This is a genomic window from Actimicrobium sp. GrIS 1.19, assembly GCF_035984655.1.
Taxonomy (GTDB): domain Bacteria; phylum Pseudomonadota; class Gammaproteobacteria; order Burkholderiales; family Burkholderiaceae_D; genus Actimicrobium.
The window spans coordinates 1-23,845 of sequence record NZ_JAXCHT010000001.1; the positions used below are offsets into that span (position 1 = coordinate 1).

The 23,845-nt window shown below is 62.0% G+C and carries 25 protein-coding genes and 1 pseudogene; 17 read left to right on the forward strand and 9 right to left on the reverse strand.

Going from position 1 to position 23,845, the window contains the following annotated elements; genetic code table 11:
* Positions 1-96: 96 nt before the first annotated feature.
* Both RCH09_RS00005 and RCH09_RS00010 read right to left on the reverse strand, forming a co-directional pair.
* A pseudogene (locus RCH09_RS00005) lies at positions 97-393 on the reverse strand (transposase); the annotation flags it as partial.
* A 128-nt stretch (positions 394-521) separates the two neighbouring features.
* The gene (locus RCH09_RS00010) at positions 522-2,057 is read right to left on the reverse strand and encodes a cryptochrome/photolyase family protein (protein ID WP_326939291.1); all 1,536 of its coding nucleotides are present in this window, start codon (positions 2,055-2,057) and stop codon (positions 522-524) included.
* A 151-nt stretch (positions 2,058-2,208) separates the two neighbouring features.
* Between RCH09_RS00010 and RCH09_RS00015 the strand changes: the two genes are divergently transcribed.
* The 10 genes from RCH09_RS00015 to RCH09_RS00060 all read left to right on the forward strand — a co-directional run bounded on the left by RCH09_RS00015 (position 2,209) and on the right by RCH09_RS00060 (position 11,057).
* Positions 2,209-2,784, forward strand: a complete 576-nt coding sequence (locus tag RCH09_RS00015) for a glutathione peroxidase (protein WP_326938954.1) — start codon at positions 2,209-2,211, stop codon at positions 2,782-2,784.
* A gap of 73 nt (positions 2,785-2,857) precedes the next feature.
* Complete coding sequence (locus RCH09_RS00020; RefSeq protein ID WP_326938955.1) at positions 2,858-4,132, forward strand: NAD(P)/FAD-dependent oxidoreductase; 1,275 nt, start codon at positions 2,858-2,860, stop codon at positions 4,130-4,132.
* A gap of 1 nt (position 4,133) precedes the next feature.
* Positions 4,134-4,928, forward strand: coding sequence for a DUF1365 domain-containing protein (locus RCH09_RS00025; RefSeq protein ID WP_326938956.1), 795 nt, complete (start codon positions 4,134-4,136; stop codon positions 4,926-4,928).
* Positions 4,925-6,151, forward strand: coding sequence for a cyclopropane-fatty-acyl-phospholipid synthase family protein (locus tag RCH09_RS00030; RefSeq protein WP_326938957.1), 1,227 nt, complete (start codon positions 4,925-4,927; stop codon positions 6,149-6,151). The genes RCH09_RS00025 and RCH09_RS00030 overlap by 4 nt, the downstream gene beginning before the upstream one ends.
* A complete protein-coding gene (locus RCH09_RS00035) occupies positions 6,148-6,702 on the forward strand; it encodes a chalcone isomerase family protein (protein ID WP_326938958.1) in 555 nt (184 codons plus the stop codon). Before RCH09_RS00030 ends, RCH09_RS00035 begins: the two co-directional genes overlap by 4 nt.
* Positions 6,699-7,967 carry an MFS transporter gene (locus tag RCH09_RS00040; protein ID WP_326938959.1) on the forward strand — a complete coding sequence of 423 codons (1,269 nt, stop codon included), beginning with the start codon at positions 6,699-6,701 and terminating at the stop codon, positions 7,965-7,967. Before RCH09_RS00035 ends, RCH09_RS00040 begins: the two co-directional genes overlap by 4 nt.
* Before the next feature lie 15 nt (positions 7,968-7,982).
* A complete protein-coding gene (locus tag RCH09_RS00045) occupies positions 7,983-8,513 on the forward strand; it encodes a DUF3833 domain-containing protein (protein ID WP_326938960.1) in 531 nt (176 codons plus the stop codon).
* Positions 8,513-9,280 carry an SDR family NAD(P)-dependent oxidoreductase gene (locus RCH09_RS00050; protein WP_326938961.1) on the forward strand — a complete coding sequence of 256 codons (768 nt, stop codon included), beginning with the start codon at positions 8,513-8,515 and terminating at the stop codon, positions 9,278-9,280. Before RCH09_RS00045 ends, RCH09_RS00050 begins: the two co-directional genes overlap by 1 nt.
* The gene (locus tag RCH09_RS00055; RefSeq protein WP_326938962.1) at positions 9,277-9,708 is read left to right on the forward strand and encodes a nuclear transport factor 2 family protein; all 432 of its coding nucleotides are present in this window, start codon (positions 9,277-9,279) and stop codon (positions 9,706-9,708) included. Before RCH09_RS00050 ends, RCH09_RS00055 begins: the two co-directional genes overlap by 4 nt.
* A 104-nt stretch (positions 9,709-9,812) precedes the next feature.
* A complete protein-coding gene (locus tag RCH09_RS00060; protein ID WP_326938963.1) occupies positions 9,813-11,057 on the forward strand; it encodes an MFS transporter in 1,245 nt (414 codons plus the stop codon).
* A gap of 9 nt (positions 11,058-11,066) precedes the next feature.
* Here RCH09_RS00060 and RCH09_RS00065 read toward each other — a convergent pair whose 3' ends face one another.
* Positions 11,067-11,699: a PhaM family polyhydroxyalkanoate granule multifunctional regulatory protein gene (locus RCH09_RS00065; RefSeq protein WP_326938964.1), complete on the reverse strand. Its 633-nt coding sequence runs from the start codon at positions 11,697-11,699 to the stop codon at positions 11,067-11,069.
* A gap of 143 nt (positions 11,700-11,842) precedes the next feature.
* Between RCH09_RS00065 and RCH09_RS00070 the strand changes: the two genes are divergently transcribed.
* The 3 genes from RCH09_RS00070 (at position 11,843) to RCH09_RS00080 (ending at position 15,933) form a co-directional block, all read left to right on the forward strand.
* Positions 11,843-12,925, forward strand: a complete 1,083-nt coding sequence (locus RCH09_RS00070; protein ID WP_326938965.1) for a DUF3108 domain-containing protein — start codon at positions 11,843-11,845, stop codon at positions 12,923-12,925.
* Positions 12,926-12,949: 24 nt separating this feature from the next.
* Entirely contained in the window at positions 12,950-13,708 is a 759-nt protein-coding gene (locus tag RCH09_RS00075; protein WP_326938966.1) for a DUF3108 domain-containing protein, read from the forward strand.
* Between the two features lie 140 nt (positions 13,709-13,848).
* Complete coding sequence (locus RCH09_RS00080; RefSeq protein ID WP_326938967.1) at positions 13,849-15,933, forward strand: TonB-dependent receptor; 2,085 nt, start codon at positions 13,849-13,851, stop codon at positions 15,931-15,933.
* Here the strand turns inward: RCH09_RS00080 and nikR are convergent.
* Together nikR and RCH09_RS00090 are read right to left on the reverse strand one after the other, a co-directional pair.
* The gene (gene nikR / locus RCH09_RS00085; RefSeq protein WP_326938968.1) at positions 15,930-16,385 is read right to left on the reverse strand and encodes a nickel-responsive transcriptional regulator NikR; all 456 of its coding nucleotides are present in this window, start codon (positions 16,383-16,385) and stop codon (positions 15,930-15,932) included. The two genes, RCH09_RS00080 and nikR, sit on opposite strands and share 4 nt — an antisense overlap.
* 22 nt (positions 16,386-16,407) lie before the next feature.
* Positions 16,408-16,974, reverse strand: coding sequence for an HNH endonuclease (locus RCH09_RS00090; RefSeq protein ID WP_326938969.1), 567 nt, complete (start codon positions 16,972-16,974; stop codon positions 16,408-16,410).
* Between the two features lie 178 nt (positions 16,975-17,152).
* On the opposite strand from RCH09_RS00090, the gene RCH09_RS00095 reads away from it, so the two are divergent.
* Positions 17,153-17,704: a fasciclin domain-containing protein gene (locus RCH09_RS00095; RefSeq protein WP_442784980.1), complete on the forward strand. Its 552-nt coding sequence runs from the start codon at positions 17,153-17,155 to the stop codon at positions 17,702-17,704.
* 81 nt (positions 17,705-17,785) lie between these two features.
* On the opposite strand, the gene RCH09_RS00100 is transcribed toward RCH09_RS00095, so the two are convergent.
* From RCH09_RS00100 to RCH09_RS00115, 4 genes are all read right to left on the reverse strand, one after another.
* Positions 17,786-20,263 (reverse strand): diguanylate cyclase domain-containing protein, encoded by a 2,478-nt coding sequence (locus RCH09_RS00100; RefSeq protein ID WP_326938971.1) that lies wholly within the window; start codon positions 20,261-20,263, stop codon positions 17,786-17,788.
* Positions 20,264-20,345: 82 nt separating this feature from the next.
* Positions 20,346-20,621, reverse strand: a complete 276-nt coding sequence (locus tag RCH09_RS00105) for a DUF2798 domain-containing protein (RefSeq protein WP_326938972.1) — start codon at positions 20,619-20,621, stop codon at positions 20,346-20,348.
* A complete protein-coding gene (locus RCH09_RS00110) occupies positions 20,621-20,974 on the reverse strand; it encodes a CZB domain-containing protein (protein WP_326938973.1) in 354 nt (117 codons plus the stop codon). The genes RCH09_RS00105 and RCH09_RS00110 overlap by 1 nt, the downstream gene beginning before the upstream one ends.
* Before the next feature lie 45 nt (positions 20,975-21,019).
* Complete coding sequence (locus RCH09_RS00115; protein WP_326938974.1) at positions 21,020-21,370, reverse strand: PilZ domain-containing protein; 351 nt, start codon at positions 21,368-21,370, stop codon at positions 21,020-21,022.
* Positions 21,371-21,502: 132 nt separating this feature from the next.
* On the opposite strand from RCH09_RS00115, the gene RCH09_RS00120 reads away from it, so the two are divergent.
* From RCH09_RS00120 to RCH09_RS00130, 3 genes are all read left to right on the forward strand, one after another.
* A complete protein-coding gene (locus RCH09_RS00120) occupies positions 21,503-22,630 on the forward strand; it encodes an integron integrase (RefSeq protein WP_326938975.1) in 1,128 nt (375 codons plus the stop codon).
* A 149-nt stretch (positions 22,631-22,779) separates the two neighbouring features.
* Entirely contained in the window at positions 22,780-23,496 is a 717-nt protein-coding gene (gene queC, locus RCH09_RS00125; protein ID WP_326938976.1) for a 7-cyano-7-deazaguanine synthase QueC, read from the forward strand.
* Complete coding sequence (locus RCH09_RS00130; RefSeq protein ID WP_326938977.1) at positions 23,489-23,824, forward strand: NIPSNAP family protein; 336 nt, start codon at positions 23,489-23,491, stop codon at positions 23,822-23,824. The genes queC and RCH09_RS00130 overlap by 8 nt, the downstream gene beginning before the upstream one ends.
* Positions 23,825-23,845: the final 21 nt, after the last annotated feature.

The window sequence follows — 23,845 nt, forward strand, 5'->3', positions numbered from 1 at the left end:
TCGGCGTTGTGCTTGTTTGGCATCGGTTCGAATCAGTAAAATTGTGGCCGCATCCTACCATCAACCACTTTTTAATCCTGAAGTGCACCAACGCCCCGGCGCTGTGATCGTCAGGTTCATCAACGCCAACACCGAACTCATCAATCCTTCGGTTTGCCGAAGCGCCATTTTGAAGGCTGCGCGCAGCATCAAACTCGTCTCGATGGCGATCTCCATATAGCGTGCCTGACCGAGCGGCCCGACGCTTTGCCACCGATCCAGTACCGCCTCTTCTATCCACAACGTCAAGCTGCCGCGTCGCCGTAAACCGGCCTCATAGTCCGGCCAGTTTTGAACCTTGAATGACATCTTCGGGATGTGATGACGGCGGTCGGCGTTGTGCTTGTTTGGCATCGGTTCGAATCAGTAAAATTGTGGCCGCATCCTACCATCAACCACTTTTTAATCCTGAAGTGCACCAACGCCGTGCAGTTGCCCATCATGACAGCATGAACTTTCATCCCGGGTCTGTGCGCCAGCGTTCACAGTGCGTCTGGCGCAGACAGCATTTGCGCCGCCAGTGTACGGATACTTGCGCGTTCATCGGGTGACAATCGCGTGACATTTTTCGCCATCAATGCGGTGCGCGGGTTACCCGCCAATTCGGCTTCGTGCTGATCGAGGAAATTCCAGTACAACGTCGTGAAGGGACAGGCCGCCGGTCCGGTCCGTTGCGCCGGATCATATTTGCAACCCTGGCAGTAGTTGCTCTGCCGGTGAATGTAGGCGCCGCTGGCAATGTACGGCTTGCTGGTGAACCGCTTGCCCAGTGCATGCAGTGCCATGCCGGCGGTGTTCGGCAGCTCCACCCATTCGACCGCATCGACGTACACTGCGAGGTACCAGTCGGTGACTTCGCGCGGCGCGAGTTGGGCCAGCAAGGCGAAGTTTCCGGTCACCATCAGACGCTGGATATGATGGGCATAACCGAACTGCAGCGTTTGCATGACCGCGGCCTTGATGCATGCCATGCCGGTCTGGCCGGTCCAGTAGAAAGCCGGCAGCGGGCGCTGGTGATCATAATGATTGGCCTGTTTCATGGCGGGCATATCAAGCCAGTACACGCCCCGGATGAACTCACGCCAGCCAAGAATTTGCCGAATGAAGCCTTCGGCGCTGGCAAGCGCGACGCGTCCGTCGCGATAGGCCGTTTCGGCCGCGCCAATGACTTCCGCCGGCGACAGCAAGTGCAGGTTCAGACTGGTCGACAGCAGGGCGTGCCAGCCAAATGGCGTGTCAGTCCACATCGCATCCTGCCAGGCGCCGAAACCGACCAGCCGGGTCTCGATGAAGCGTTCCAGCGCAACCAGTGCCTGGGCCCGGTCAACCGGCCAGATGAAATCGGCGGTTGACCCGGGATGATCGGAAAACTCCGCTTCCACCAATGCGATCACTTCCCGCGTCAGCGCATCCGGCAAGCAGTGCGCCGGCGCCGGGATCGCGCCGGGTCCGGTGCGCTTCGGAAAGCCGCTCCGATTTTCGGCATCGTAGTTCCACTCACCGCCGGCAGGCTGGCCGTCATCCATCAAAACGCCATGTTTCTTGCGCATGACCCGATAAAAAAATTCCATGCGCAACTCTTTTTTCGCCTTGGCCCAGACCGCAAACTCGATACGGCTGCACAGGAAATGCGTGTCATCGAGTATCCGCAGCGGTGTCTCGGTCGCCGTGCAGGTGTCGCGCAGAATCTGCTCCATGCGCCATTCGCCGGGCTCGGCAACGACCAGCGCGAGCGGCTGATGCTCGGCCAGCACCAGCTGCAGCCGCGTTGCGAAGTCGCCGGCCAGCGGATCGTCCAGCTTCAGATAAATAAACGGCCAGCCGCGTGCGCCGATTTCCAGAGCGAAATGCCGCATCGCAGAAAGAAACAACACGATACGCGCCTTGTGCGACCACACCGCCATGCCTTCACTGGCGGCTTCGATCATCACGATGGCGTCCTGTTGCGGATCGAATCCGTCGAGGGCCGGATTGGCCAGGGACAGCTGGTCGCCCAGAATCAGCACCAGTCGGCGCATCACGAAATTAACCAGTCACCGAAAACGGTCTGCATAAGACTTTCCTTTACCCGTAAGATCAGCCGCAATATCCGGTCCTGCGAAAAAGCGGCAGTTTGCAAAAAATCGTATAGACTTCGAAGTACAGAATAATACCAGTGAGTATACAAACATGAACCTAAAGCAACTTTTGACTGCAACGCTGGTTTGCGCGGCGGTCCTGACGGGATGGCATCACAGTGCGATGGCGCAGTCGCCGTCCTGCCCGGCATTGTTGCAGCAGCAGTTCAATCGCTTGCAGGACGAAGCACCACAAAATCTTTGCCAGTATGCGGGCCGCGTCACATTGGTGGTCAACACGGCCAGTTATTGCGGCTTTACCAGCCAGTACCAGGGACTGGAGACACTGCATGCGAAATATCAATCCCGCGGCCTGGTCGTGCTGGGCTTTCCGTCGAACGATTTTGGCAAGCAGGAACCCGGCTCGGGCAAGGAGATCGCCGAGTTTTGCTTCAACACGTATGGCGTGAAATTTCCCATGTTCGCCAAGTCAGTGGTGTCCGGTCCGAACCCGAATCCCCTGTATGCAGCCCTGCTCAAGGCGACCGGCAAACCGCCGAAATGGAATTTTCACAAGTACCTCATTGATCGCAGCGGCACGCTGGTGCAGAGTTTCCCCAGCGAGGTCGAGCCGGAAAACCCGGCGTTCGTAGCCGCCATCGAAAAGGCATTAAGCCAGAAGCCATGATGCCTGCGCTGAATCCATTCGAACAAGCCGGGCGTATCAGCTTGCATCAACCATCCTGGCGGGAGCTGCATTCATGAAAATCGCTGTTGTCGGAGCCGGTATCGCCGGTCTCTCGTGTGCCTACCGGCTGTCGCAGGCGGGTCAGGACGTGACCCTGTTCGAAGCCAACGATTATTTTGGCGGACATACGCACACGGTCGACGTGACGATGGAAGGTCACACGTATGGCGTCGACACCGGTTTTCTGGTGTTCAATCACAAGACCTATCCGCACCTCGTCGAGCTGTTCCGTGAATTGCAGGTCAAGACGGTGACGACCGACATGTCGTTTTCGGTCAAGCTGCCACTCGGCAAGCGCAATCTTGAATGGGCCGGCGGCAATCTCGACGCCGTCTTCGCGCAGCGCCGCAACCTGCTCAGCCCGCGCTTTTTGCTGATGTTGCGCGATATCTTGCGCTTCAATCAGCAAGCCACTGCGATGGCGCTGTCGGGCGAGGATCTAGGCAGCACCGTGTCGCTGGGGGCTTTTCTCGATCAGAACAATTACAGCGAGCAGTTCCGCGCATGGTATCTGTTGCCGATGGCTGGCTGCATCTGGTCCTGTCCGACCGACCAGATGCTCGCCTTTCCGTTTTCCACGTTCGTGCGCTTTTGTCACAACCATGGGCTGTTGCAGGTCAATGACCGGCCGCAATGGCAAACCGTGCAGGGCGGCGCGCGCCAGTATGTCGACAAGCTGCTGGCCGGCATCGACAAGAAGGCGCTGCACACGCCGGTCAGGTCGATTTCGCGCGGGGCACAAATCGCCGTCGAGACCGACGACAACGTGCAACTGTTCGATCACGTGGTGCTGGCCAGTCACAGCGATCAGAGCCTGTCACTGCTCAAGGACGCCAGCCCGACCGAGCGCCTGATCCTCGGCAGCGTGCGCTACGAACCCAATCGCGCGGTACTGCATACCGATGCCAGCTGCCTGCCAAAGAACCGCAAAACCTGGTCGGCGTGGAATTACCAGAGCGCCAATGCGGCCACGCCGAAAGTCTGCGTGCACTACCTGATCAACCAGTTGCAACCGCTGCCCTTCAAGACCCCGGTGATCGTCTCGCTCAACCCGATCGACCAACCCGACCCGGCCAGCATCCTTGGCCAGTTCGACTACGCCCATCCGGTTTTCGATGCGCCCGCCATTCTTGCGCAAACCCAGCTGAAAACGATCCAGGGGCGCAAGAACACCTGGTTCGCCGGCGCCTGGACCGGGTACGGATTCCATGAAGACGGCTTGAAATCCGGCCAGCAGGTCGCGCAATCCATCGCCGCCATCGCCGCGCGGCAAGCCATCACCGCCTGACATGGAAACCCGCACCGACAACGCCGTCGTCGCGCCGCAACTGTGCTTTGGCACAGTGCGGCACCGACGCCTGCGACCGACCACCAATGCCTTCGACTACGGCGTCTATTTTTTGCGGCTGCCGCTGCGCACACTCGGCGCCGGGGCATTTGGTCCGCGCCTGTTCTCACGCAATCGCTTCAACCTGTTGTCCTTCCACGATCGCGATCATGGCGACGGCAAGCAAGCCCTGCTGCCCTGGATCGACGGGCTGCTGCGCGCCGAAGGCATCACCGACGCCGACGGCGAAATCTGGTTGCAGGCGTTCCCGCGGGTGCTCGGCTATGTCTTCAACCCGGTTGCGTTCTGGTTCTGCCATCGCATTGACGGCACACTGCGGGCAGTCGTGTGCGAAGTGCGCAACACCTTCGGCGAGAAGCACTGCTACCTGCTCGACACCGGCGCCGCCATCGGCAACGGCGTCGAACTGCGCGCGCGCAAGCAGTTCCATGTATCGCCATTTTGCAAGATCGAAGGCGGCTACCGGTTCCGCTTCATGCGCTCCTTGCGCGGCGCCAGCGAGCGCACCCTGGCCTGCATCGACCATGACGACGCCAGCGGTCCGCTGCTGCTGACCAGCATCTCCGGTTCCGCAGCGAAGTTATCAAACACCGCGGTCGCGACTGCCTTTTTTACCTATCCGCTGATGACGATCGGCGTCGTCGTGCGGATTCACTGGCAGGCACTGAAACTGTTTGTCAAACGCGTGCCTTTTATCTCCAAACCCCTGCCACCTTCCGAGCCGCTCAGTCGATGAATACCACTACCTGTTCCTTTGATGCACCGCACGACCAATTGTCGACCGCCGACTTTCCGCCACAGGCACGCTTTGTGGTGCAACTGCTGCGTCGAATCACCCACGGCGCCATCGTGGTGGAATTTCCAGACGGCCAGGCTGCCCGGTTTGGCGATGCCTCGACGCCCGCGACGATGACCTGGCACAACTGGGAAGTCTGCCAGGCCGCCTTGAAGTCGGGCGACATCGGCGTGGCGGAGACCTTCGTCAACGGCCAATGGCGCACCGACAACCTGCCGCTGCTGGTTGAAGTGTTCATCCGCAACCGGCAAGCGTTCGAGTCGCTGATTTACGGCACCTGGTGGGGCAGCCTGCTGTACCGGATCAAGCATCTGTTCAACCGCAATTCGAAATCCGGCAGCCGCAAGAACATTCACGCGCACTACGACATCGGCAACGACTTCTACCAGCTCTGGCTGGACCCATCGATGACCTATTCGAGCGCGCTGTTTGCCGACGGCCATGTCGGCTCGTTGCAGGACGGCCAGCGCGCCAAGTACCGTCGCATCCTCGACGAACTGCAACTCGGCAGCAACGCCCGCATCCTCGAAATCGGCTGCGGCTGGGGCGGCTTTGCCGAGATCGCCGCGCGCGAAGACGGCGCGCGCGTCACCGGCCTGACCCTGTCGACCGAGCAGTTGCAGTTCGCGCGCCAGCGCCTGGCCGAGGCCGGCGTGGTCGATCAGGTCGAATTGCTGCTGCAGGACTACCGCGACACCCGCGGCGCGTTCGATGGCATCGCCTCGATCGAAATGTTCGAGGCGGTGGGCGAGGCCTACTGGCCGAGCTACTTCGACTGCATCGCGCGCAATCTGAAGCCGGGCGGCCGCGCCTGCATCCAGAGCATCGTGATCGACGATGCGCTGTTTGAACGCTACCGCAAGGGCACCGACTTCATCCAGCAAACCATCTTCCCGGGCGGCATGCTGCCGTCGCCCAAGGTGTTCCGCGAACGCGCCGCGCAGCATGGCTTGCGGGTCGTCAACGAGTACAAGTTCGGGCTCGATTACGCCCGCACCCTGGCCGAATGGCGCAGCGCCTTCAACGAGCAAATGCCGAGCGTCAGGGCGCAGGGTTTCGACGACCGCTTCCTGCGCACCTGGGAGTTCTACCTGGCCTATTCCGAAGGTGGCTTTCGCGCCGGCAGCATCGACGTGGCCCAGTTCACGCTCGAAAAAACATGATTGCGCGGCTGCCCCTGCGCTTGCTCGGATTGCTGTCCGGATTGCTGCTGGCGGTGTCGGCACTGGCCGCGCCAGCCCACATCGAGATGGAAATTCCGGCTGCGCGATTGTCCGGCGAAGGCACCTTCCGCTGGTTCGGCTTGCACATCTACGACGCCCAACTGTGGGTCGGCAAGCGCGGCTACGATGCCGCCCAACCCGAGGCCGCGCCGCTGGCGCTGGACCTGCAGTACGCGCGCGCACTGAACGGCAGGAAAATTGCCGAATCGAGTCGCGATCAACTCGACAAGCTGCAAATTGGCAGCGCCCAGCAACGCGCCGAATGGCTGGAGAAAATGGCCGCGCTGTTCCCCGATGTGCAGGCCGGAACGCACATCACCGGCGTCTTCCTGCCCGGCCTTGGGGCGCGTTTTTATCTCGATGGCAAACGCCTGGGCGAGATTGCCGATCCGGCCTTTGCGCGCGGCTTTTTCGCGATCTGGCTGGACCCGAAGACCACTGCGCCGCATCTGCGCAAGGCGCTCTTGCCTGACGCGCCGGCGCGCCAATGAGGCACCCGCAGCCAGCGCTGTCGCGCACCGACTTGCTGGCCTATGGCCTGTTCGGCATGCCGCTGGCGATGGTGGCATTGCCGGTGTACGTCTATGTGCCGCAGCTGTATGCGACCCGCTTTGGCTTGTCACTGACACTGATCGGCATCGTCCTGCTGCTGGCGCGCGTGTTCGACGCCTTTCTCGATCCGGCGCTGGGTTTGTGGATCGACCGCAGTCGCCACGCCGATGCGTATCGCCGCTTCGTGCTGGGCGCAGTGCCGCTGCTGGCGCTCGGATTCATCGCGCTGTTCCATCCGCCGGATTTGTCGGGCCACGCGGTGATCGGCTGGTTCCTGGCCGCGCTGCTGGTGGTGTATGTCGGCTTCAGCCTGGCCACGATCAGCCATCAGGGCTGGGGCGCCGCGCTGACCCAGCAGCAGTCGCAGCGCAGCCGCCTGACCGCCGCGCGCGAAGGTTTCGGACTGGTTGGCGTGGTCATTGCCGCGGCCCTGCCTGCGGTCGCGGGACCGTGGGGATTGACGCTGGCATTCCTGCTGCTGCTCGCCGTTGCGGTGCTGTTGCTGGCGCGTTCGGCGCCGCTGCCGGGCCGGTCTGCGCCGGTGCAAACCGGCTGGTCGGCGACGCTGCTGCCGGAGCTCCTGCACCCGTTTCGCAACCGGTTGTTTCGCTGGCTGTTCGCGGTCTTTCTGGTCAACGGCATTGCGGCAGCAATCCCGGCCACGCTGTTTCTGTTTTTTGCCAGCGACCGACTGCAACTTGCCCAATACGCGGGCCTGTTCCTGGTGCTGTATTTCGTCGCCGCCGCCGCCTCGATGCCGCTGTGGGTGGCCTTGGCAAAGCGCTTCGGCGAAGCGCGTGCCTGGCTCGGCGCAATGTTGCTGGCGGTCGCCGCGTTCGTCTGGGCCTATGGCCTGCACAGCGGTGACGGAGTCGCGTTTGGTGTGATCTGCGCGCTGTCCGGCATCGCACTGGGCGCCGATCTGGCGCTGCCGCCGGCGCTGCTGGCCGCCGTCATTGGCAAGGCCGGCGACAGCGGCCGGCGCGAGGGCGTGTATTTCGGCGCCTGGAGCTGGGCTACCAAAATGAATCTGGCGCTGGCCGCCGGCGTCTCGCTGCCGCTGCTGGCACGACTTGGCTACGTGCCCGGCGTGCAGGATGCGGCCGGAGCCGCGGCACTGAGCGTGGCGTATGCGCTGGTGCCGTGCGCACTGAAACTGATTGCTGCGGCGCTGTTGTGGCGCGCGCCGCTGCACCACATTTAAAACCGGGAGACCACCATGCATTTTCTGAAACTTATCCTCGCCGCCGCGCTGGCCATTCTGGCCGGTTGCAGCGCGGTCGAGCCAAGCCGCTATGCCGACCAGAAGCCGGCCCTCGACCTGCAGCAGTATTTCAACGGCACGCTGGATGCGCAGGGCATGTTCCAGGACCGCTCCGGCGCTGTCGTCAAACGCTTTGCCGTGGTCATCGTCTGCAGCTGGAAGGGCGATGTCGGCACCCTTGACGAAGACTTCACCTACTCCGATGGCACCCGCCAGAGGCGCATCTGGACCCTCACCAAAACGGGCGCATCAACCTATACCGGCACCGCGGCGGATGTGATCGGCCAGGCCGAGGGTGTAGTGGCAGGCAACGCGCTGCGCTGGAAATACGTGCTGGCGCTGCCGGTCGACGGCAAGATCATCAACGTTGATATGGAAGACTGGATGTATCTGATGGACCAGCGCGTGATGCTCAATCGCGCAGCCATGTCGAAGTATGGCTTTCACGTCGGTGATGTGACGCTGTCCTTCACCAAACGGCCATGATGAATCCGGCGATCCGCGACTGGACCGGTCAGCGTGTCTGGGTAATCGGCGCCTCGACCGGGATCGGCGCCGAAACTGCGCGCCAGCTGCTCGAGAAGGGGGCGCGGGTGGCGCTGTCGTCGCGCCATCTCGCGCCACTGCAGGCCATTGCCGCTGGCCGCGCGTCGGCAATGGCCGTGCCACTGGACATCACGGACCATGCCACGGTGGTCGCCGCCCATGAGCAGATCCTGCGTCAATGGCAAGGCATTGATCTGGTGCTGGTAGTGGCTGGCGGCTACAACGAAATGCGTGCCGACAGTTTTGATCTGGACAAGGCCAACCAGCTGATCGATCTGAACCTGCGCGGCGTCTTCAATTGTCTTGCTGCCGTGCTGCCCGATCTGTTGGCGCGGGGTAGCGGCGGGATCGGCATCGTGGCATCCGTGGCCGGCTTCACCGGACTGCCGATGGCGCTGGTCTACGGCCCGACCAAAGCGGCGCTGATCAATCTGGCCGAGTCGCTGTACCTCGACCTGCATCCACGCGGCGTGGCGGTGTATCTGATCAATCCCGGTTTTGTGAAAACGCCGCTGACAGCCGGCAACACGTTCACGATGCCGGCCCTGATCAGTGCCGAGACCGCCGCCACGAACCTGGTATCCGGTCTCGAGGCGGGGCAGTTCCACATTCATTTTCCGAAGCGCTTTACCAACCTGCTGCGACTGGCACGACTGTTGCCGTATCGCTGGTACTTCCCATTGATTCGCAAGGTTACCGGTCTATGAAGCACGCTGCCGATCTGCAACGCGTCGTGACATTCTTTGAAACGCTGACGCCTGCCTCAAGCACCCAGCTGGCGCAGATCTACAGCGTCGATGCCAGCTTCAAGGACCCGTTCAACGCGGTGCACGGCGTGCCCGCCATCGAGCGGATTTTCTCCCACATGTTCGTGCAGGTGGAGGCGCCGCGCTTCGTCATCACGACGCAGGTGCTGCAAGACGACCAGGCCTTTCTGACCTGGGATTTCCTGTTCCGCATGAAGCGTTTTTCGCGCGACGAGCAATGCATTCACGGCGCCACGCACTTGCGTTTCGATGCCGCCGGCGCAGTCACCCTGCATCGCGACTACTGGGACGCGGCCGAAGAGCTGTATGAAAAACTGCCCGTGCTGGGCAGCCTGATGCGGCTGTTGAAACGGGCCGGGCAGGGCTGACGCGGCGTAATGCCGCGCGGCCCTCGCCGCTGAACAACCCGGCCAGCAAAAAGACCGCGCTGCTGCTACCATCTGCGCTCTCTTCCCAACCTGTGCGCCACCCCTTGACCCACGCTCCCACCCGCCTGTTGCCGCGCAATGAATGGCTGTTCCTGCTCACCGTCGCAGGCATCCAGTTCACCCACATCCTCGACTTCATGATCATGATGCCGCTCGGTCCGCAACTGATCCGGGTCTTGCATATCGACACCCATCAGTTCGGGCTGTTGTTGTCGTCGTATACCTTTACGGCGGCGATCTCGGGATTGCTCGCGGCCACCTATATCGACCGCTTCGATCGTCGCAAATTGATGCTGACGCTGTATGTGCTGTTCATGCTGGCGACGTTGTGCTGCGGCCTGGCACAGACGTTTCCGCAACTATTGATTGCGCGCGCGATGGCCGGTGCGTTCGGCGGCATTCTTGGTGCGATGGTCAGCACCATGGTGGCCGATGTGATTCCGTTCGAGCGGCGTGGCAAGGCGATGGGTACCGTGATGGCGGCATTTTCGCTGTCGACCGTGGCCGGCGTTCCACTCGGGCTGGTGCTGGCCAATCACATTCCGGCGCTGGGTTGGCGTGCACCGTTCTTCTTCATTGTTGCGTTGTCGTCGATCATCTTTGTGATCGGCTACAAGCTCCTGCCCAACCTGACCGGTCACATGAACCGGCCGCGCGAGGGCTCGATTTTCCGGCAGATATTTGTTGTCGCCAAGGATCCCGAACATCTGAAGGCATTCGCCTTCATGGCGATGATGATGATGGGGGGCTTTACCGTCATTCCCTACATCGCGCTGTACATGACCAGCAACGTCGGACTGCCGGAGTCGTTCATCACGCTGGTCTATCTGTGCGGTGGCGCGGCGACCTTCTTCACCTCGCAAATGATTGGCCGCATGGCCGACCAGCACGGCAAGATGATCATCTTCCGCCGCGTCGCCCTGATCTCGCTGGTGCCCATCCTGATCACCACGCATCTGGTGCCGATCGCGTGGTGGCTGGTGCTGATCAACTCGACGATCTTTTTCATCCTCGTGCCGGGACGCATGGTGCCGGCCATGGCGATGATCAGCGCGGTCGCAGCGCCACAAGTGCGCGGCACCTTCATGAGCCTGGTGTCGTCGGTTCAGATGGCGTTCGCCGGACTGGCGTCGCTGGTGGCCGGGCTGATCATCCACCGCTCGCCCACCGGCCAGATCGAACATTACAATCTGGTTGGCTATCTGGCGGTGGCGTTCAGCGTGCTGGCCGTGCTGGTCGCGCCAAGCCTGCGACTGACCCAGGCCGCAGCGCCCGCGCGGCCAGGCTAGGCGGCCGGCTCAGGGCGTGCCGTTTTTTACCGGGGCGGCAGCCTTGCGCACGGTCTTGCGTTTGGCCGGTGCTGCAGCTTTTTTCGGTTTGGCAGAGGCGTTGGCGGCCGGCTTGGCGGCGCTCGCCGTGGCCGGCTGTGGCACCGGAATGGCGCTGGCGACGGCCTGGTTGAACTGCTCCTGCAGCAGACTCCACCACGCGGCCGGGTTGACCATCGGCGGTATCTCTGGGGCTGGCTCCGCCGCGCTCGCTGCCGGCTCGCTGGCGGGCTTTGGTTCGGGTTCCGGCTTGACCTCGGCAGGCTGCGCAAAGCGTGACTTGAACGCGGCCTGACTGTCGGCCGTCTTTGACTCGGTCGGCTGCATGGCCGCGGTGAAGTTGGCGCTCATCGACTGCAGCGCAGAAATCGTCGCACTCTGGACTTCGAGTGCCTTGATGGTTCCGTGCAGCATGTTCATGTTCAGCGTCAACCAGCTCTCGACAGCTTTCAGATCGGCAATCTGCTTGTCGATTTCTTCCAGCGACAGGGTTGGCATCACCATGCCGGGCAAGTTCATGCCGGCCATCGATGAGCCGCCCCACAGATTTTTCATGAATTCGAGGGTGTCGGTGACTGCACCCGGCATCGTAGGCTTGTTCATGCGAATCTCCCCAAGAGTGAAAGTACAGGTTAGCAGAGAACCGCGACAAACAGACGGTCAAATGGAGCACGCCATTCGCGGTCAATTGATTCACCCTGTTACGCCGCGAGCACGACCGCGCCGGCAGCGTTTACACTGCGGGCATGATTACACCGGCACGCCCTGACAACTCAAGCAGACGCTGGCTCCGTCCGCTGGCGGTGCTGATCGCGTCGCTGCTGCTGCATTTGCTGCTGCTCGACTGGGCCACCGGCCGCCTTGGTCCGGCCGGGCCGCATCAGAAAACCGAGACGGTGCTGCTGACGACACTGGAGCCGCCAGCCGTGCCTGCGCCGCCACCTCCGCCGCCAAAACCGGCCGCGCCGAAGCCGAAGCCGGTGCCGCGCCAGCCGCGCGCGCCGCGCCCTGCGGTGGCGCAATCGGCCGCGCCGCCGGCGCCGGCACAACCCGTCGAGTCCGAACCGCAGGGCGCACCTGGGGTGGCCATGGCGGAGCCAACGCCGACGCCGGAACCGGTGCCCGAGCCAGCGCCGGAAACGCCACAAGCGCCGCCACCCCGCGTGCTGAAAACCCAGGCGCCACCATCCGCGGAACTGAAGTACGACGTCGAGGCGCTGCGCAATGGCAAGCTGGTCTATGGCAGCGGCAAGATCGGATTCCGCAGCAGCGGCGACAACTACGTAATCGATGGCGAAGCCGGCGTGCTCTTCTTTTCCGTGCTGACCTTTCGCAGCGTCGGCAGCATCGAGCAGGATGGCATTACGCCGCTGCGATACAGCGAGAAGCGCTTCCGCAAGGCCGAAACGAATACCCATTTTCAGCGCGAGGCCGGGCGCATCAGCTTCTCGGCGTCGACCGCGTCGTACCCGCGTGCCGGCGGTGAACAGGATCGCGCCAGCATCATCTGGCAACTGGCTGCCATCGGTCGTGGCGACCCCAGCCAGTTCAGCACCGACAGCGAATTCGACATCTTCGTTGCCGGCGTGCGCGACGCCGAAACCTGGCGCATCCGCGTGGTCGGCGAAGAGCAGATCCACGCCGGCGGCGACAACCTGACGGCCTGGCACTTGCTGCGCATGCCGCGGCCGGGCTCCTACGACACCCAGGTCGATATCTGGCTGGCGCCGTCGCGGCAATGGTATCCGGTCAAGTTGCGCCAAACCGAGACCAATGGCGATTACCTCGACATGTCGATGTCATCCATCACGCCGCTGGCGGCCCAATAACTTTCCATTCACGAACGGAGTCTCATGTCTTTTACCTCGTTACGCACCCTCACCGTTGCTGCGGTGCTGCTGGCCAGCTGCCTGTCGGCCAGCGCCCAGCATGCCGCCCCAAAACGCACCTTCAAGTTGCCGCCATCGGCTGACCTGCGCTACTCGGTGCGGGCCCAGCAGAGCGGACTGGCACTCAGTGGCGAGTCCACCCTGAAGTGGCTCAACGGCGGCGACAAATACGCCATCGCCACCGAAACCCGCTCCGCGCTGGTCGGCAAGATCAATGAAGCCAGGAGCAACGGCACGATCGATGCCTTCGGCCTGGCGCCCGCCGCGTTTACCGAAAAGCGCTGGCGCAAGGAAGCCACCACCACCACCTTCAACCGCACCGGCATGACGATCAACTTTGCCGATGCCGCCGCACCGACCTTTCCGCTACTTGGTGGCGAACAGGACCGCAGCAGCGCCATCTGGCAATTGATCGCCATTGCGCGCGCCAATGCGGCGGCATTCAAGCCGGAGTCGGTCTGGGAATTGTTTGTCGCCGGCGCCCGCGATGCCGAGCCGTGGACCTTCAAGGTGGCGCGCGCCGAAACCCTGACGACGCCGCTCGGGGTCCAGCGCACCATCCATATCACCCGTGCGACGCCGCCGGACTCAAAGGGCCAGCAGCTCGACATCTGGCTGGCGCCATCGCTGGAATGGTATCCGGTGCGACTGCGCTTTACCGACGCTGACGGGGATTTCATCGAGCAGACGCTGGAAAAAATCGGCAAGCCGGACGGCGCCTGATACAGCAGTCTGTGTCGTTGCCGAAACACTCGCTGTGAAACGGGCTGAATCCGGGGCAGGCGTGCGCGCGTATCTTGTAAGATGAATTATTTATTCGTCTTACACGCGCACCGTCGCCAATCCAACCTGCCCGAACCATCATGCGCACAACTCCCCCGCTCCGCCACCTGTCAATGCGCCACCCGCTGCTGACCATCGCGCTCGCCGGCGTGATTGCCACCAGCAGCAATGCGCAGGCTCAGCAGGAGGCCACGCTGGAACAGGTAATCGTCGAAAGCTCACGCCTGAGCCAAATTGGCATCGCCGAGTCGGCCAATGCCGGCGTGGTCACCCGAAAGCAGCTGGAAGCGCGCACCGTGTACCGTCCCGGTGAACTGCTGGAGGCCACGCCGGGCTTGATCGTCAGCCAGCACAGCGGCGAGGGCAAGGCCAATCAGTTCTATCTGCGCGGCTTCAATCTGGATCACGGCACCGACCTGCGTACGACAGTCGACGGCATGCTGATCAATCAGCGCAGCCACGCGCACGGCCAGGGCTGGACCGACCTGAATTTCATGATTCCGGAGCTGGCCACCCGTCTCGAATACCGCAAGGGGCCGTATTACGCCGAGGAAGGCGACTTCGCCTCCGCTGGCGCGGTGAGCGTGCGCTATGCCGATGTCCTGCCAGAGGGACTGGCCAGCATCGGCGTGGGCGGCAGCGGCTATCGCCGGGCACTGCTGGCCAATTCACCGGCGTTCGGCAATGTTCACCTGTTGTATGCGCTGGAGCTGTTTCACAATGACGGTCCGTTCCGCGTCGGCGACGATTACCGCAAGGTCAACGGCGTGCTGCGCTATAGCGAAGGCAGCGCCGCCAGCGGGTTCAATCTCGGCGCCATGGCGTATCACGGCAGCTGGCATTCGACGGATCAAATCCCGCAGCGTGCCGTCGTCGATGGCAGCGTCGGCCGCTTCGATGCGATCGATCAGACCGATGGCGGCAGCGCGCACCGATACAGCCTGTCGGGCGAGTGGCATCGCAACAGTGAGACAAGTTCGACCACCATCAATGCCTATGCGATCAACAACCGGCTCGACCTGTATTCCAATTTCACGTATTTTCTCGATGACCCGATCAACGGCGACCAGTTCTCGCAGCCGGATCGACGCATCACCACGGCCATCAACGCTGCCCACACATGGCGCACTCAATGGCTCGGGCGCGAAGCGGAAAGCCGGGTCGGCCTGCAGTTCCAGAACGACAATATCCACAACGGCCTCGACAGCACACGCGCGCAGCGGCGCCTGTCGACCACGCGCGACGACCATATCGTCGAAACCAGCGCGAGTGCATTCTTTGAGAACACGACGCGCTGGACCGACAGGTTCCGCACCATCGCCGGCCTGCGTTCCGACTTTTACCGGTTCGATGTGAACAGCAAAGTCACGCCGGAAAATTCCGGCACTGCCAACGATCACACAATCAGCCCGAAACTCAATCTGGTGTTCGGCCCCTGGGACAAGACCGAGTATTACTTCAACATCGGCAGCGGCTTTCACAGCAATGACGCGCGCGGCGCCACCATCAGCGTCGATCCGAAGACTGGCGCAGCGGCACGCCGCGTGCCGCCGCTGGTGCGATCACGCGGACTGGAAGTGGGTCTGCGATCGGAAATCGTGCCAGGCCTGCAAAGCGCGCTGTCGTTCTACCGGCTCGATTTCGATTCCGAACTGACCTTCGCCGGCGACGCCGGCACCACCGAAGCCGGACGCGCGACGCGCCGCACCGGCTTCGAATTCTCGAACTACTACCGCGCCACGCGCTGGCTGACCATCGATGCCGATGTGGCGTTTGCGCGCGCGCGTTTTCGCGATGTCGACCTGGTTGGACAACGCGTGCCAGGCGCGGTCGAGGGCGTCGCCTCGCTGGCGCTGGCGGTCGATAACCTGGGCCCATACTTCGGCGCGCTGCAGCTGCGTTACTTCGGGCCGCGCCCGTTGATCGAAGACGATTCGGTGCGCTCGGCCAGCACTGTCACACTCAACGGCCGCGTCGGCATCAAACTCAGCCCGAGCACGAAAATCGAACTTGAAGGATATAACCTGACCAACCGGCGCGATGCCGCGATTGATTATTACTACGCCTCGCGCCTGCCGGGCGAGGCCGCCGGGGGTGTCAACGACGTGCACTTTCATCCGATTGAATCGCGTTCGTACCGGGTGACGCTGAATACGACGTTCTAGGTCCGCGGCATCAGATGCACATGCGGATGCCGGCCACCAGTCGCCGCCTCGCGCTGCACCGGCACGATATGGATATTCCCGTGCCGTACGCCGCTCTGCGCAACCAGGCTGTCGGCAAAGGCGCTGACGGCATTGACGCGGCCGCGCAGGACCACGGTTTCCAGACAATTGTCGTGGTCGAGATGGACATGCGTGGTGGTCACGCACAGGTCGTGGTGATCGTGCTGCGCCGAGGCCAGCCGGCTCGACAGTTCGCGTTCGTGATGGTTGTAGATGTAACTGACGGTGGCGATGCAATGCAATGCGCCGCCGTGCGATTTGCGCTCGGACTCAATGTGGTTGCGCAGCAGGTCGCGAAAGGCTTCGGATCGATTGGCGTAGCCGCGCGTTTCGATCAGCTTGTCAAACTGTTCGGCCAGCGATTCTTCGACGGAGATCGTAATTCGGCGCATCCGGTCTCTCTGTGGAAATGGTCTACAGCATCCGGCTGTGCTTGGGCAGCGACGCCGCCAGATAGTCGTGCTGGTCGGCCAGCACATGACGGCCGGACAACAGGAAGTGTTCGAACCGGCACACCGCGTAAGGCACGTACACCAGCGGTCGGAAATTGGCCACCAGCCGGGAGCCCTTTTCGCCATTGCACTTGCGGCAGGCGGTCACGCAGTTGGTCCAGCTGTCGGCGCCGCCACGCGAGCGCGGCACGACATGGTCGCGCGACAACTGTTGCCGCTGAAAGCGCTGGGCACAGAACGCACAGGTGTAGTGATCGCGCTTGAAGAGCAGGTCGTTGTTGTCGCCCAGCGGCAGTGGCTTGAGCATTTTCGCCATGATTTCGCTGCCGGCTACCGCGATGATCGGCTTGATTTCCAGCAGTGACTGGACCCCGCCCTTCGAATATCCGCCCCGAAACAGCATCGCCTCATCCCCCAGCTCCCACGCCACCTTGTTGACCGCGTAATAGTGCACCGCTTCCTGCGGCGAGAGCCAGGCAAAGGGATTACCGGCGATATCAAGGGCGAGAATGGCGTGATGTCCAGGCATGATGTTCAGGGTCTCATTGGGGTTTCGTCGATGTCAGGGTGGTTCGATCACATGTCAATTTAATGCATGCAAGTGTGTAGAAAACCGGAGGAAAACACAATCCCTGAATCCGATTGGCGGGCGGCGCCGTATTTAGTTGGGCAATCGGCTACAACCCTCCCAACTCAAAGGAAATATGATGCGCAAAATCAAACATGCACTGGTTCTCTCGGCGGCCATTCTGGTTGCCAATGTCGCCCTCGCGGCCGACATCATGGTCGGCGGCCAGGCCATGATGCCCACCAAAGATATCGTCGACAACGCCGTCAATTCGGCCGACCACACCACGCTGGTGGCCGCAGTCAAGGCCGCCGGCCTGGTCGAGACGCTCAAGGGCAAAGGCCCGTTCACCGTCTTCGCACCCACCAACGCGGCCTTCAACAAGCTGCCGCCCGGCACCGTCGAGACCCTCGTCAAGCCGGAAAACAAGGCCACGCTGACCAAGATCCTGACCTATCACGTGGTGCCCGGCAAATATGACTTCAAGGCACTCGACCAGTTGATCAAAAAAGACGGCGGCAAGGCGCAACTGATCACGGCCAGCGGCGGCAAGCTGAGCTTCGCCATGAACGGCATGCACAACATCGTCGTCATGGACGACAGTGGCAATACGGCCAGCATCAGCACCTACGATGTGGTGCAATCGAATGGCGTCATCAATGTGATCGACACCGTGTTGATGCCGAAGTAATTGCTCCGACGCAGCACGATCCGTTCGGATCGCCTGCAGCAACCAGAAAGACGCCGGCATGCACCGGCGTCTTTTTTTCGTCTATCCCACCGGCAGCGCGGTCCGGCTGTCGGACAGATAGGCGCAGAAATAGCGGTTGCGCCCCTGCGCCTTGGCCTCGTACAGGGCGGCATCGGCGTGCGCCATCAGGTCGGCCGGATTCAGATAACTGCCATCGGTGTAGGCAATGCCGATGCTGGTTGTGATGTGTAACGGCGTGTCGCCAACCTCCACGGGCGCCGCGACGCTGTGCAGCATCTTGCCGGCCACCGCCTCGGCTTCCTGTGCGGTGTGCAGGCCTTCGAGCACGACAATGAATTCATCGCCCGCCAACCGCGCCACGGTATCGGTGACACGCACACTCTTTTGCAGGCGGCGGCCAAATTCCTGCAGCACCGCATCGCCGCTCGCGTGGCCGCGGGTATCGTTGATTTGTTTGAAGTGATCGATATCGAGAAACATCACTGCCATCGACAGGCCGGAACGCTGGCAGCGGCGCACCGCCTCGAACAGCTTTTCATCCAGCTGATAGCGATTCGGCAAACCGGTCAGGGTGTCGTGACGGGCCAGCACGGCCATGCGTTGTTCAGCCGCCTTGAGTTCGGACACATCCGACGTGAGCGTATAGATGCCGCCGATCACGCCGTTGCTGTTGACCGCAGGAACATAGATCGTGTGCATGTGACGTTCGACGCCCAGCACCGTCGAGGCAATGTCGAACGTGATCTGCTCGCCACGCAGCGCCCGTTCGATGTTCGGCCGGCGCTGTTCGTACAAGGCCTCGCCCAGAATCGCGCGGCAATGCTGGCCGAGGACAAGGTCTGGCTCCAGGCCCAGCCATGCCTTGAAATTGGCATTGGCAAAGCGAAACACATGCTGCTGATCGATGTACGAAATCAGGACCGGCAAGTGGTCGGTAATCGCTTGCAGGCGCTGCTCGCTGTCACGGATGGTTTGTTCGGCGGCCTTGCGCTCGGTGATATCGCGCAGGAAGGCGTTGGCGACGTAGCCGCTGCCATTATGAAAACCGGCGATCGAGATTTCGATCGGAATCGCGTGTCCGTCGCGGTGCATCCCAACCACCTCGATGCGGGTATTCAGCGCCGGTCCCTGTCCGGTCTGCAGGAACTGTGCAAAGCCCGCCGCATGCGCGCCGCGCATCGCCGGCGGAATGATCAGTTCTGCCAGATTGCGCCCTGCCGCTTCGGTGGCGCTCCAGCCAAAGGTCTGCTCGGCCTCGCGGTTCCAGTCGGTGACCTCGCCCTGGCCGCCGATGGCAATGAACGCATCATGCGAATGCTCCAGAATCTGCCGCAACCGGTCCTCGCTGGCGGCCAGCTCGGCGGTGCGCCGGGACACCCGCTGCTCCAGCGACGCGTTCAGCCCTTGCAGGGCGGCCTCGTTCTGTTCCAGGTCGCGCACCAGCACGATGAAGGAGATCGACAGCTCGGTGATCTCGCGATAGGCGCCGGCCGGCACTTCCAGACGCGTCGTTTCGCCCGTGCGAAAGCGCAGCACCTCACGCGCCAGTGTCACCAGCGGGCGCGAAATGCGACGGGCATTGACGATCCCGATCAGGGAAAACAGGAGCGCGATCAAGCCACCTGTCCACAACACCTTCTGCTGGATCAGGCGCACCGGCGCAAACGCTTCGACGGCGTCCTGGCGCACCAGTACGGTCCAGCCAAAGCCGGGAAAGGGTGGGTGGCCGCGCGATTTGCTGTAGCCGACCAGATAATCACGCTGGTCTGGCCAGTGCTCGACGGCCGAGCTCACGCCAGCCCGTTCGACCGCCGCCAAACCGGGCAGACGCAGCGTACTGCCCTGCACGGATGGCGGGCCAAGCAACACCTTGCCACTACTGTCGAGAATCATGGCCTCGATGTGGCTGCGGCGCATCGACGGCGTAATCACCGATTGTTCGATTTTGCGCGCCCATTCCCACGACAGGTGCGCGCCCAGAACGCCCTCAAGCGCACCATTCGGGGCGACCAGCGGAAACGCGACATCGACGAAGCGCAGCGGCTCGCCAGATGGGGCGGGAGCGAGTTTGGTGGCCAGCATTTTCGCTTCGTGCAAGTCCATCACATTCGATGCGCCCCGCATCGCGTTGGAAAACCATGGACGCGCAGCGACGTTGGCGCCGGCCAGAATACCCTTGGTCGAGGCGATCACCGTGCCATTCACATTGGCCACGCCGATCCACGCATAGTCGCTGTAGGTATCTTGCGCCTGATCGATCATCGACTGCATCGTCGCCAGCGACATCGCGGGTTCGCCGACACGGTATCGGCTGGCCATTAGTTGCACCTCGCGGTAACGTTCGAACAGGCCCTGATCGAGTTTGTCGGTGGTCTGGAAGGCGATGTCGGCAAGCTTTTCGCGCAACTGGACATTGACGGAATCACTTGCCACGCGGCCGATGATCTCGGAAAGGATGCAGGTCAGCAGGATGGACGACAGGCAAAACCAGAACGCCAGATTGACAGAGATGTTGTTGAGATGGCGGCGAACACGCATGGCACGCAAATGCAAATTGAAGTGCGCAGAGTCTAACCCCGAATGCCGGCGAATGGTTGCTGCCAGCAGGCCGCCAAAAGCCTTAGCGTTGGTCGACCAATGCGGCGGTGAGGCGGCGCACCAGCGGCAGCGCGATCATCAGTGTTGGGAAGGCAACCAGCCAGGAAATACCCCACGCCGTCAGCCATTTTCCGGTGAATCCCGCGCCCGGGCCAATCGCCTGCAGGGTACTCACCAGCGACACGATGCAGGTCATGAAGACCGACAGAATCGCCGGCGTGACAATCGCCGCAAATCGCGCCGGCAGCCTGCGGCGCGGCGGCAGTCCGGCGGGCGTCGTCAAACGCGCATCGGCCATTACATTTTCGCTTCTTTTTTCAGCAGCAGGACGGCGGCCTCAAGCACCCCGAACGATTTCGCGAATGCTCCGCTTCCGGCCAGCATCGCCTGCGCATCGACGTATTCCGCGCCATTGATTTCGCGCACCACTTTGGCCGCCTGCACATGGAAGGCGGCATGTGCTTCAAGGCACGGCTTGTAGGACTTGAGAAACATGCACGTCCTGGTGGCTTCCCCGTGCAGCCAGTTGCCCAGGACGCAGCGATCTGTCTTGGCAATGGTTGCCGCATCGAGCTGGACTTTGGCAGCGATGGCGGCCGCAAATTTGTTCCGGAATTCCTTGTCCTTGGCAATTGCGTCGATCAGGTCCATTGCATGCTCCGTTGGTGGGGTGATGATTCGGCCGACTGAATGACGTCAGGAATTCAGGTAACGCAAGATTGCCTGGGCGATCTCGGGAGTCAGGCTGACGAATCGCAGGCCGACCTTGAAACCGTCTTCACCGCTGCTGAAGACGGCATGGATGACGCGGGCGGGGATTTCGAACAGATTGCTGCCGCCGGTCTTGACCGGGATGACAAGCCGAACCAGACACGGCGTTTCCGGCTGGAGATTGCTGCTTGCAATGACGCCCACGCCGGCGATGCTCAGGTCGAAGGTACGCACTTCGCGCACCGCCTCACCGAACAGGATCAGATGGCCCTTGCTGCGAAACAGCTTGCGCTCATGTTCGCGCCGGTTTGCATCGGGGGCAGCAGGCTCGGTCACTGAAGAATCACTTTCGTACGGGGCAGGGCAATGAGTTCGCGCAAACGGCGGGCGCGTCGGGAAGGCGACAAATTACGACGAAGATTACCACCGTTAACCGTCGACCGGAATTGCAAATCGCCAACGGATCCGTTGTGGCAAATCAAGCATTACGCACAATGCCAGCACGCGCGAAATGCGTGTCCACTTGATACATCGCAACCTGCATCACCGTTTCAACTGACAAGATACTGTACATATAAACAGTGCCAGCTGACCGTGACAGACTTCTCCCGCCCCAACCGCATCATTCCGCCACCATTGCTTGAACAGATCAAACAATGCATGCGCAATGGCGCCTGCAGCCCGCGAACCGAGCGGGAGTGTATCTACTGGACAAAACTGTTCATGCGCTTTCATCATCCGCGCCACCCGAAGGAGTTGGGCGGACCCGAGATCGGCGCGTTCCTTGCGCATCTTGCGGACAAGCGCCAGATGACCGGTGCGGCCAGGAACCAGGTAGTGCGGGCCCTGCGGTTCCTGTACACGCAAGTATTGCAGCTTGACCCGGGCCTGATCGCTGTCACTCCGCCTCCGCCCCGGCTTTCACAACCGCCTACGGTGTTGACGCCATCGGAAATCGATCGCGTATTCGCCAACATGCAGGGGCTCAATGCCCTGTTTGCCAGGCTGCTGTACGGCGCCGGCATGCGCCTGATTGAGTGCGCGCAACTGCGTATCCGGGATATTGATTTCGAAAGCAGCGCGATCGTCGTACGTCATGGCAAGGGTGAGCGGGATCGCGTGACATTGCTGCCGGCGGCGCTGACACAGCCATTGCGCCAGCAAATCACCTCTGCCCGGCACGCTTATGAGGAAGATCGTAACCATCAACGCAACGGCGTCATGCTGCCGCATGCCGTGGCAGCCAGGGACCCCCAGGCGGGAACACAATGGGAATGGTTCTGGCTATTTCCGGCAGAGCGCGAATCAATCGATCCCCGCAGCGGCATACTGCGACGCCATCACCTGTACGAGCAAGGCGTGCACCGGGCAATCAAGCGCGCCTTTCTCGCCGCCGGGCTGACCAAGTCCGCCTCCAAGCACGTCTTGCGGCATACCTTTGCCGCGCATCTTCTTGAGGCCGGCGTCGACCTGCGCACGGTGCAAACACTACTCGGCCATGCCGACGTGGCGACGACCATGATCTACCTGCGGGCGCCGGACGAAACCCGCGGCGCTATTGTGTCGCCACTGGACCGGCGTGACGGCAATGGCTGACAACCTCCTGCGCGGCGGGATCGGACACCGTTGCCGGCGGGTGCGCCGCACAATTGCTGCGCGATACCGCGGGGCGTCGCCTTATAATCCCTTGCCAGAGATGCCAATTCCGGCACTGATCAGGTGCCACGCAACAAGGACCCCCTTCCATGACCATTTCTACCGGCGCACTCGTCCTCTTCAGCGGCGGCCAGGACTCCACCACATGCGTCGCATGGGCGCTGGAGCATTACGCACGGGTCGAAACCATTGGCTTCGACTACCGGCAACGCCACGCCATCGAAATGACCGTGCGACCCGGCGTGCTGCGCAAGGTGCGAGCGCTGTCGCCCGACTGGGACCGCAAGCTCGGCGAGGACCACGTGATTGACCTCTCGCTAATCGCCAACATTTCCGACACCGCGCTGACGCAGAACGTCGAGATCAAGATGCTCGAAAATGGCTTGCCGAACACCTTCGTGCCAGGTCGCAATCTGCTGTTCATGACAGTCGCGGCAACGCTGGCCTACCGGCGCGGACTGGATGTCCTGGTCGGCGGCATGTGCGAAACGGATTTTTCCGGCTATCCGGATTGTCGCGACGATACGATGAAGGCGTTGCAGGTCATGCTCAACCTGGGCATGGCAACGCGCCTGAAGGTCGAGACGCCGCTGATGTGGCTCGACAAGGCCGACACCTGGGCACTGGCCGAGTCGTTCGGCGGCGCCGAGCTGGTGGATTTGATTCGTGCCGACACCCACACCTGCTATCTCGGCGAGCGCGGCCTCCTGCACGACTGGGGCTTCGGTTGCGACACCTGTCCGGCCTGCCTGCTGCGCGCAAACGGCTATGCGCAATACGTCCAGCGGGGCCATGCCGATGTCTAGGTTTGTCGAGATCCGTGCCTACAATCTCGAATGCGGCACGCGCGATGAATTCCATCAACTGATGCTCACGCAGTCGTTACCGTTGCTGAGAAAATGGCAGGTCGATGTCGTCGCCTGCGGACCGTCACCACATGATAGCGACAGCTATTATCTGCTGCGCGCGTATGACAGCCTGGCGCACCGCACCCGCAGCCAGGATGCCTTTTATGCCAGCGATGAATGGAAATTCGGACCGCGCGAAGCCGTGCTTGCGCCGATTGACAACTACACGTCGGTGGTCATCGAGATGGATGCAGCAACGATCGCTGCGCTGCGTACCATCCCCTGACAAAACGGACGGGCGCGCAGC

Excerpts from the sequence above, each read along its gene's own strand:
- RCH09_RS00065 (WP_326938964.1), bottom strand. The coding sequence starts at position 11,699 with ATGAACAAGCCTACGATGCCGGGTGCAGTCACCGACACCCTCGAATTC.
- RCH09_RS00055 (WP_326938962.1), top strand. The coding sequence starts at position 9,277 with ATGAAGCACGCTGCCGATCTGCAACGCGTCGTGACATTCTTTGAAACG.
- RCH09_RS00100 (WP_326938971.1), bottom strand. The coding sequence starts at position 20,263 with ATGCGTGTTCGCCGCCATCTCAACAACATCTCTGTCAATCTGGCGTTC.
- RCH09_RS00010 (WP_326939291.1), bottom strand. The coding sequence starts at position 2,057 with ATGCGCCGACTGGTGCTGATTCTGGGCGACCAGCTGTCCCTGGCCAAT.
- queC (WP_326938976.1), top strand. The coding sequence starts at position 22,780 with ATGACCATTTCTACCGGCGCACTCGTCCTCTTCAGCGGCGGCCAGGAC.
- RCH09_RS00095 (WP_442784980.1), top strand. The coding sequence starts at position 17,153 with ATGCGCAAAATCAAACATGCACTGGTTCTCTCGGCGGCCATTCTGGTT.
- RCH09_RS00130 (WP_326938977.1), top strand. The coding sequence starts at position 23,489 with ATGTCTAGGTTTGTCGAGATCCGTGCCTACAATCTCGAATGCGGCACG.
- RCH09_RS00045 (WP_326938960.1), top strand. The coding sequence starts at position 7,983 with ATGCATTTTCTGAAACTTATCCTCGCCGCCGCGCTGGCCATTCTGGCC.
- nikR (WP_326938968.1), bottom strand. The coding sequence starts at position 16,385 with ATGCGCCGAATTACGATCTCCGTCGAAGAATCGCTGGCCGAACAGTTT.
- RCH09_RS00035 (WP_326938958.1), top strand. The coding sequence starts at position 6,148 with ATGATTGCGCGGCTGCCCCTGCGCTTGCTCGGATTGCTGTCCGGATTG.
- RCH09_RS00015 (WP_326938954.1), top strand. The coding sequence starts at position 2,209 with ATGAACCTAAAGCAACTTTTGACTGCAACGCTGGTTTGCGCGGCGGTC.
- RCH09_RS00020 (WP_326938955.1), top strand. The coding sequence starts at position 2,858 with ATGAAAATCGCTGTTGTCGGAGCCGGTATCGCCGGTCTCTCGTGTGCC.
- RCH09_RS00040 (WP_326938959.1), top strand. The coding sequence starts at position 6,699 with ATGAGGCACCCGCAGCCAGCGCTGTCGCGCACCGACTTGCTGGCCTAT.
- RCH09_RS00050 (WP_326938961.1), top strand. The coding sequence starts at position 8,513 with ATGAATCCGGCGATCCGCGACTGGACCGGTCAGCGTGTCTGGGTAATC.
- RCH09_RS00110 (WP_326938973.1), bottom strand. The coding sequence starts at position 20,974 with ATGGACCTGATCGACGCAATTGCCAAGGACAAGGAATTCCGGAACAAA.
- RCH09_RS00105 (WP_326938972.1), bottom strand. The coding sequence starts at position 20,621 with ATGGCCGATGCGCGTTTGACGACGCCCGCCGGACTGCCGCCGCGCCGC.
- RCH09_RS00070 (WP_326938965.1), top strand. The coding sequence starts at position 11,843 with ATGATTACACCGGCACGCCCTGACAACTCAAGCAGACGCTGGCTCCGT.
- RCH09_RS00025 (WP_326938956.1), top strand. The coding sequence starts at position 4,134 with ATGGAAACCCGCACCGACAACGCCGTCGTCGCGCCGCAACTGTGCTTT.
- RCH09_RS00030 (WP_326938957.1), top strand. The coding sequence starts at position 4,925 with ATGAATACCACTACCTGTTCCTTTGATGCACCGCACGACCAATTGTCG.
- RCH09_RS00075 (WP_326938966.1), top strand. The coding sequence starts at position 12,950 with ATGTCTTTTACCTCGTTACGCACCCTCACCGTTGCTGCGGTGCTGCTG.
- RCH09_RS00080 (WP_326938967.1), top strand. The coding sequence starts at position 13,849 with ATGCGCACAACTCCCCCGCTCCGCCACCTGTCAATGCGCCACCCGCTG.
- RCH09_RS00090 (WP_326938969.1), bottom strand. The coding sequence starts at position 16,974 with ATGCCTGGACATCACGCCATTCTCGCCCTTGATATCGCCGGTAATCCC.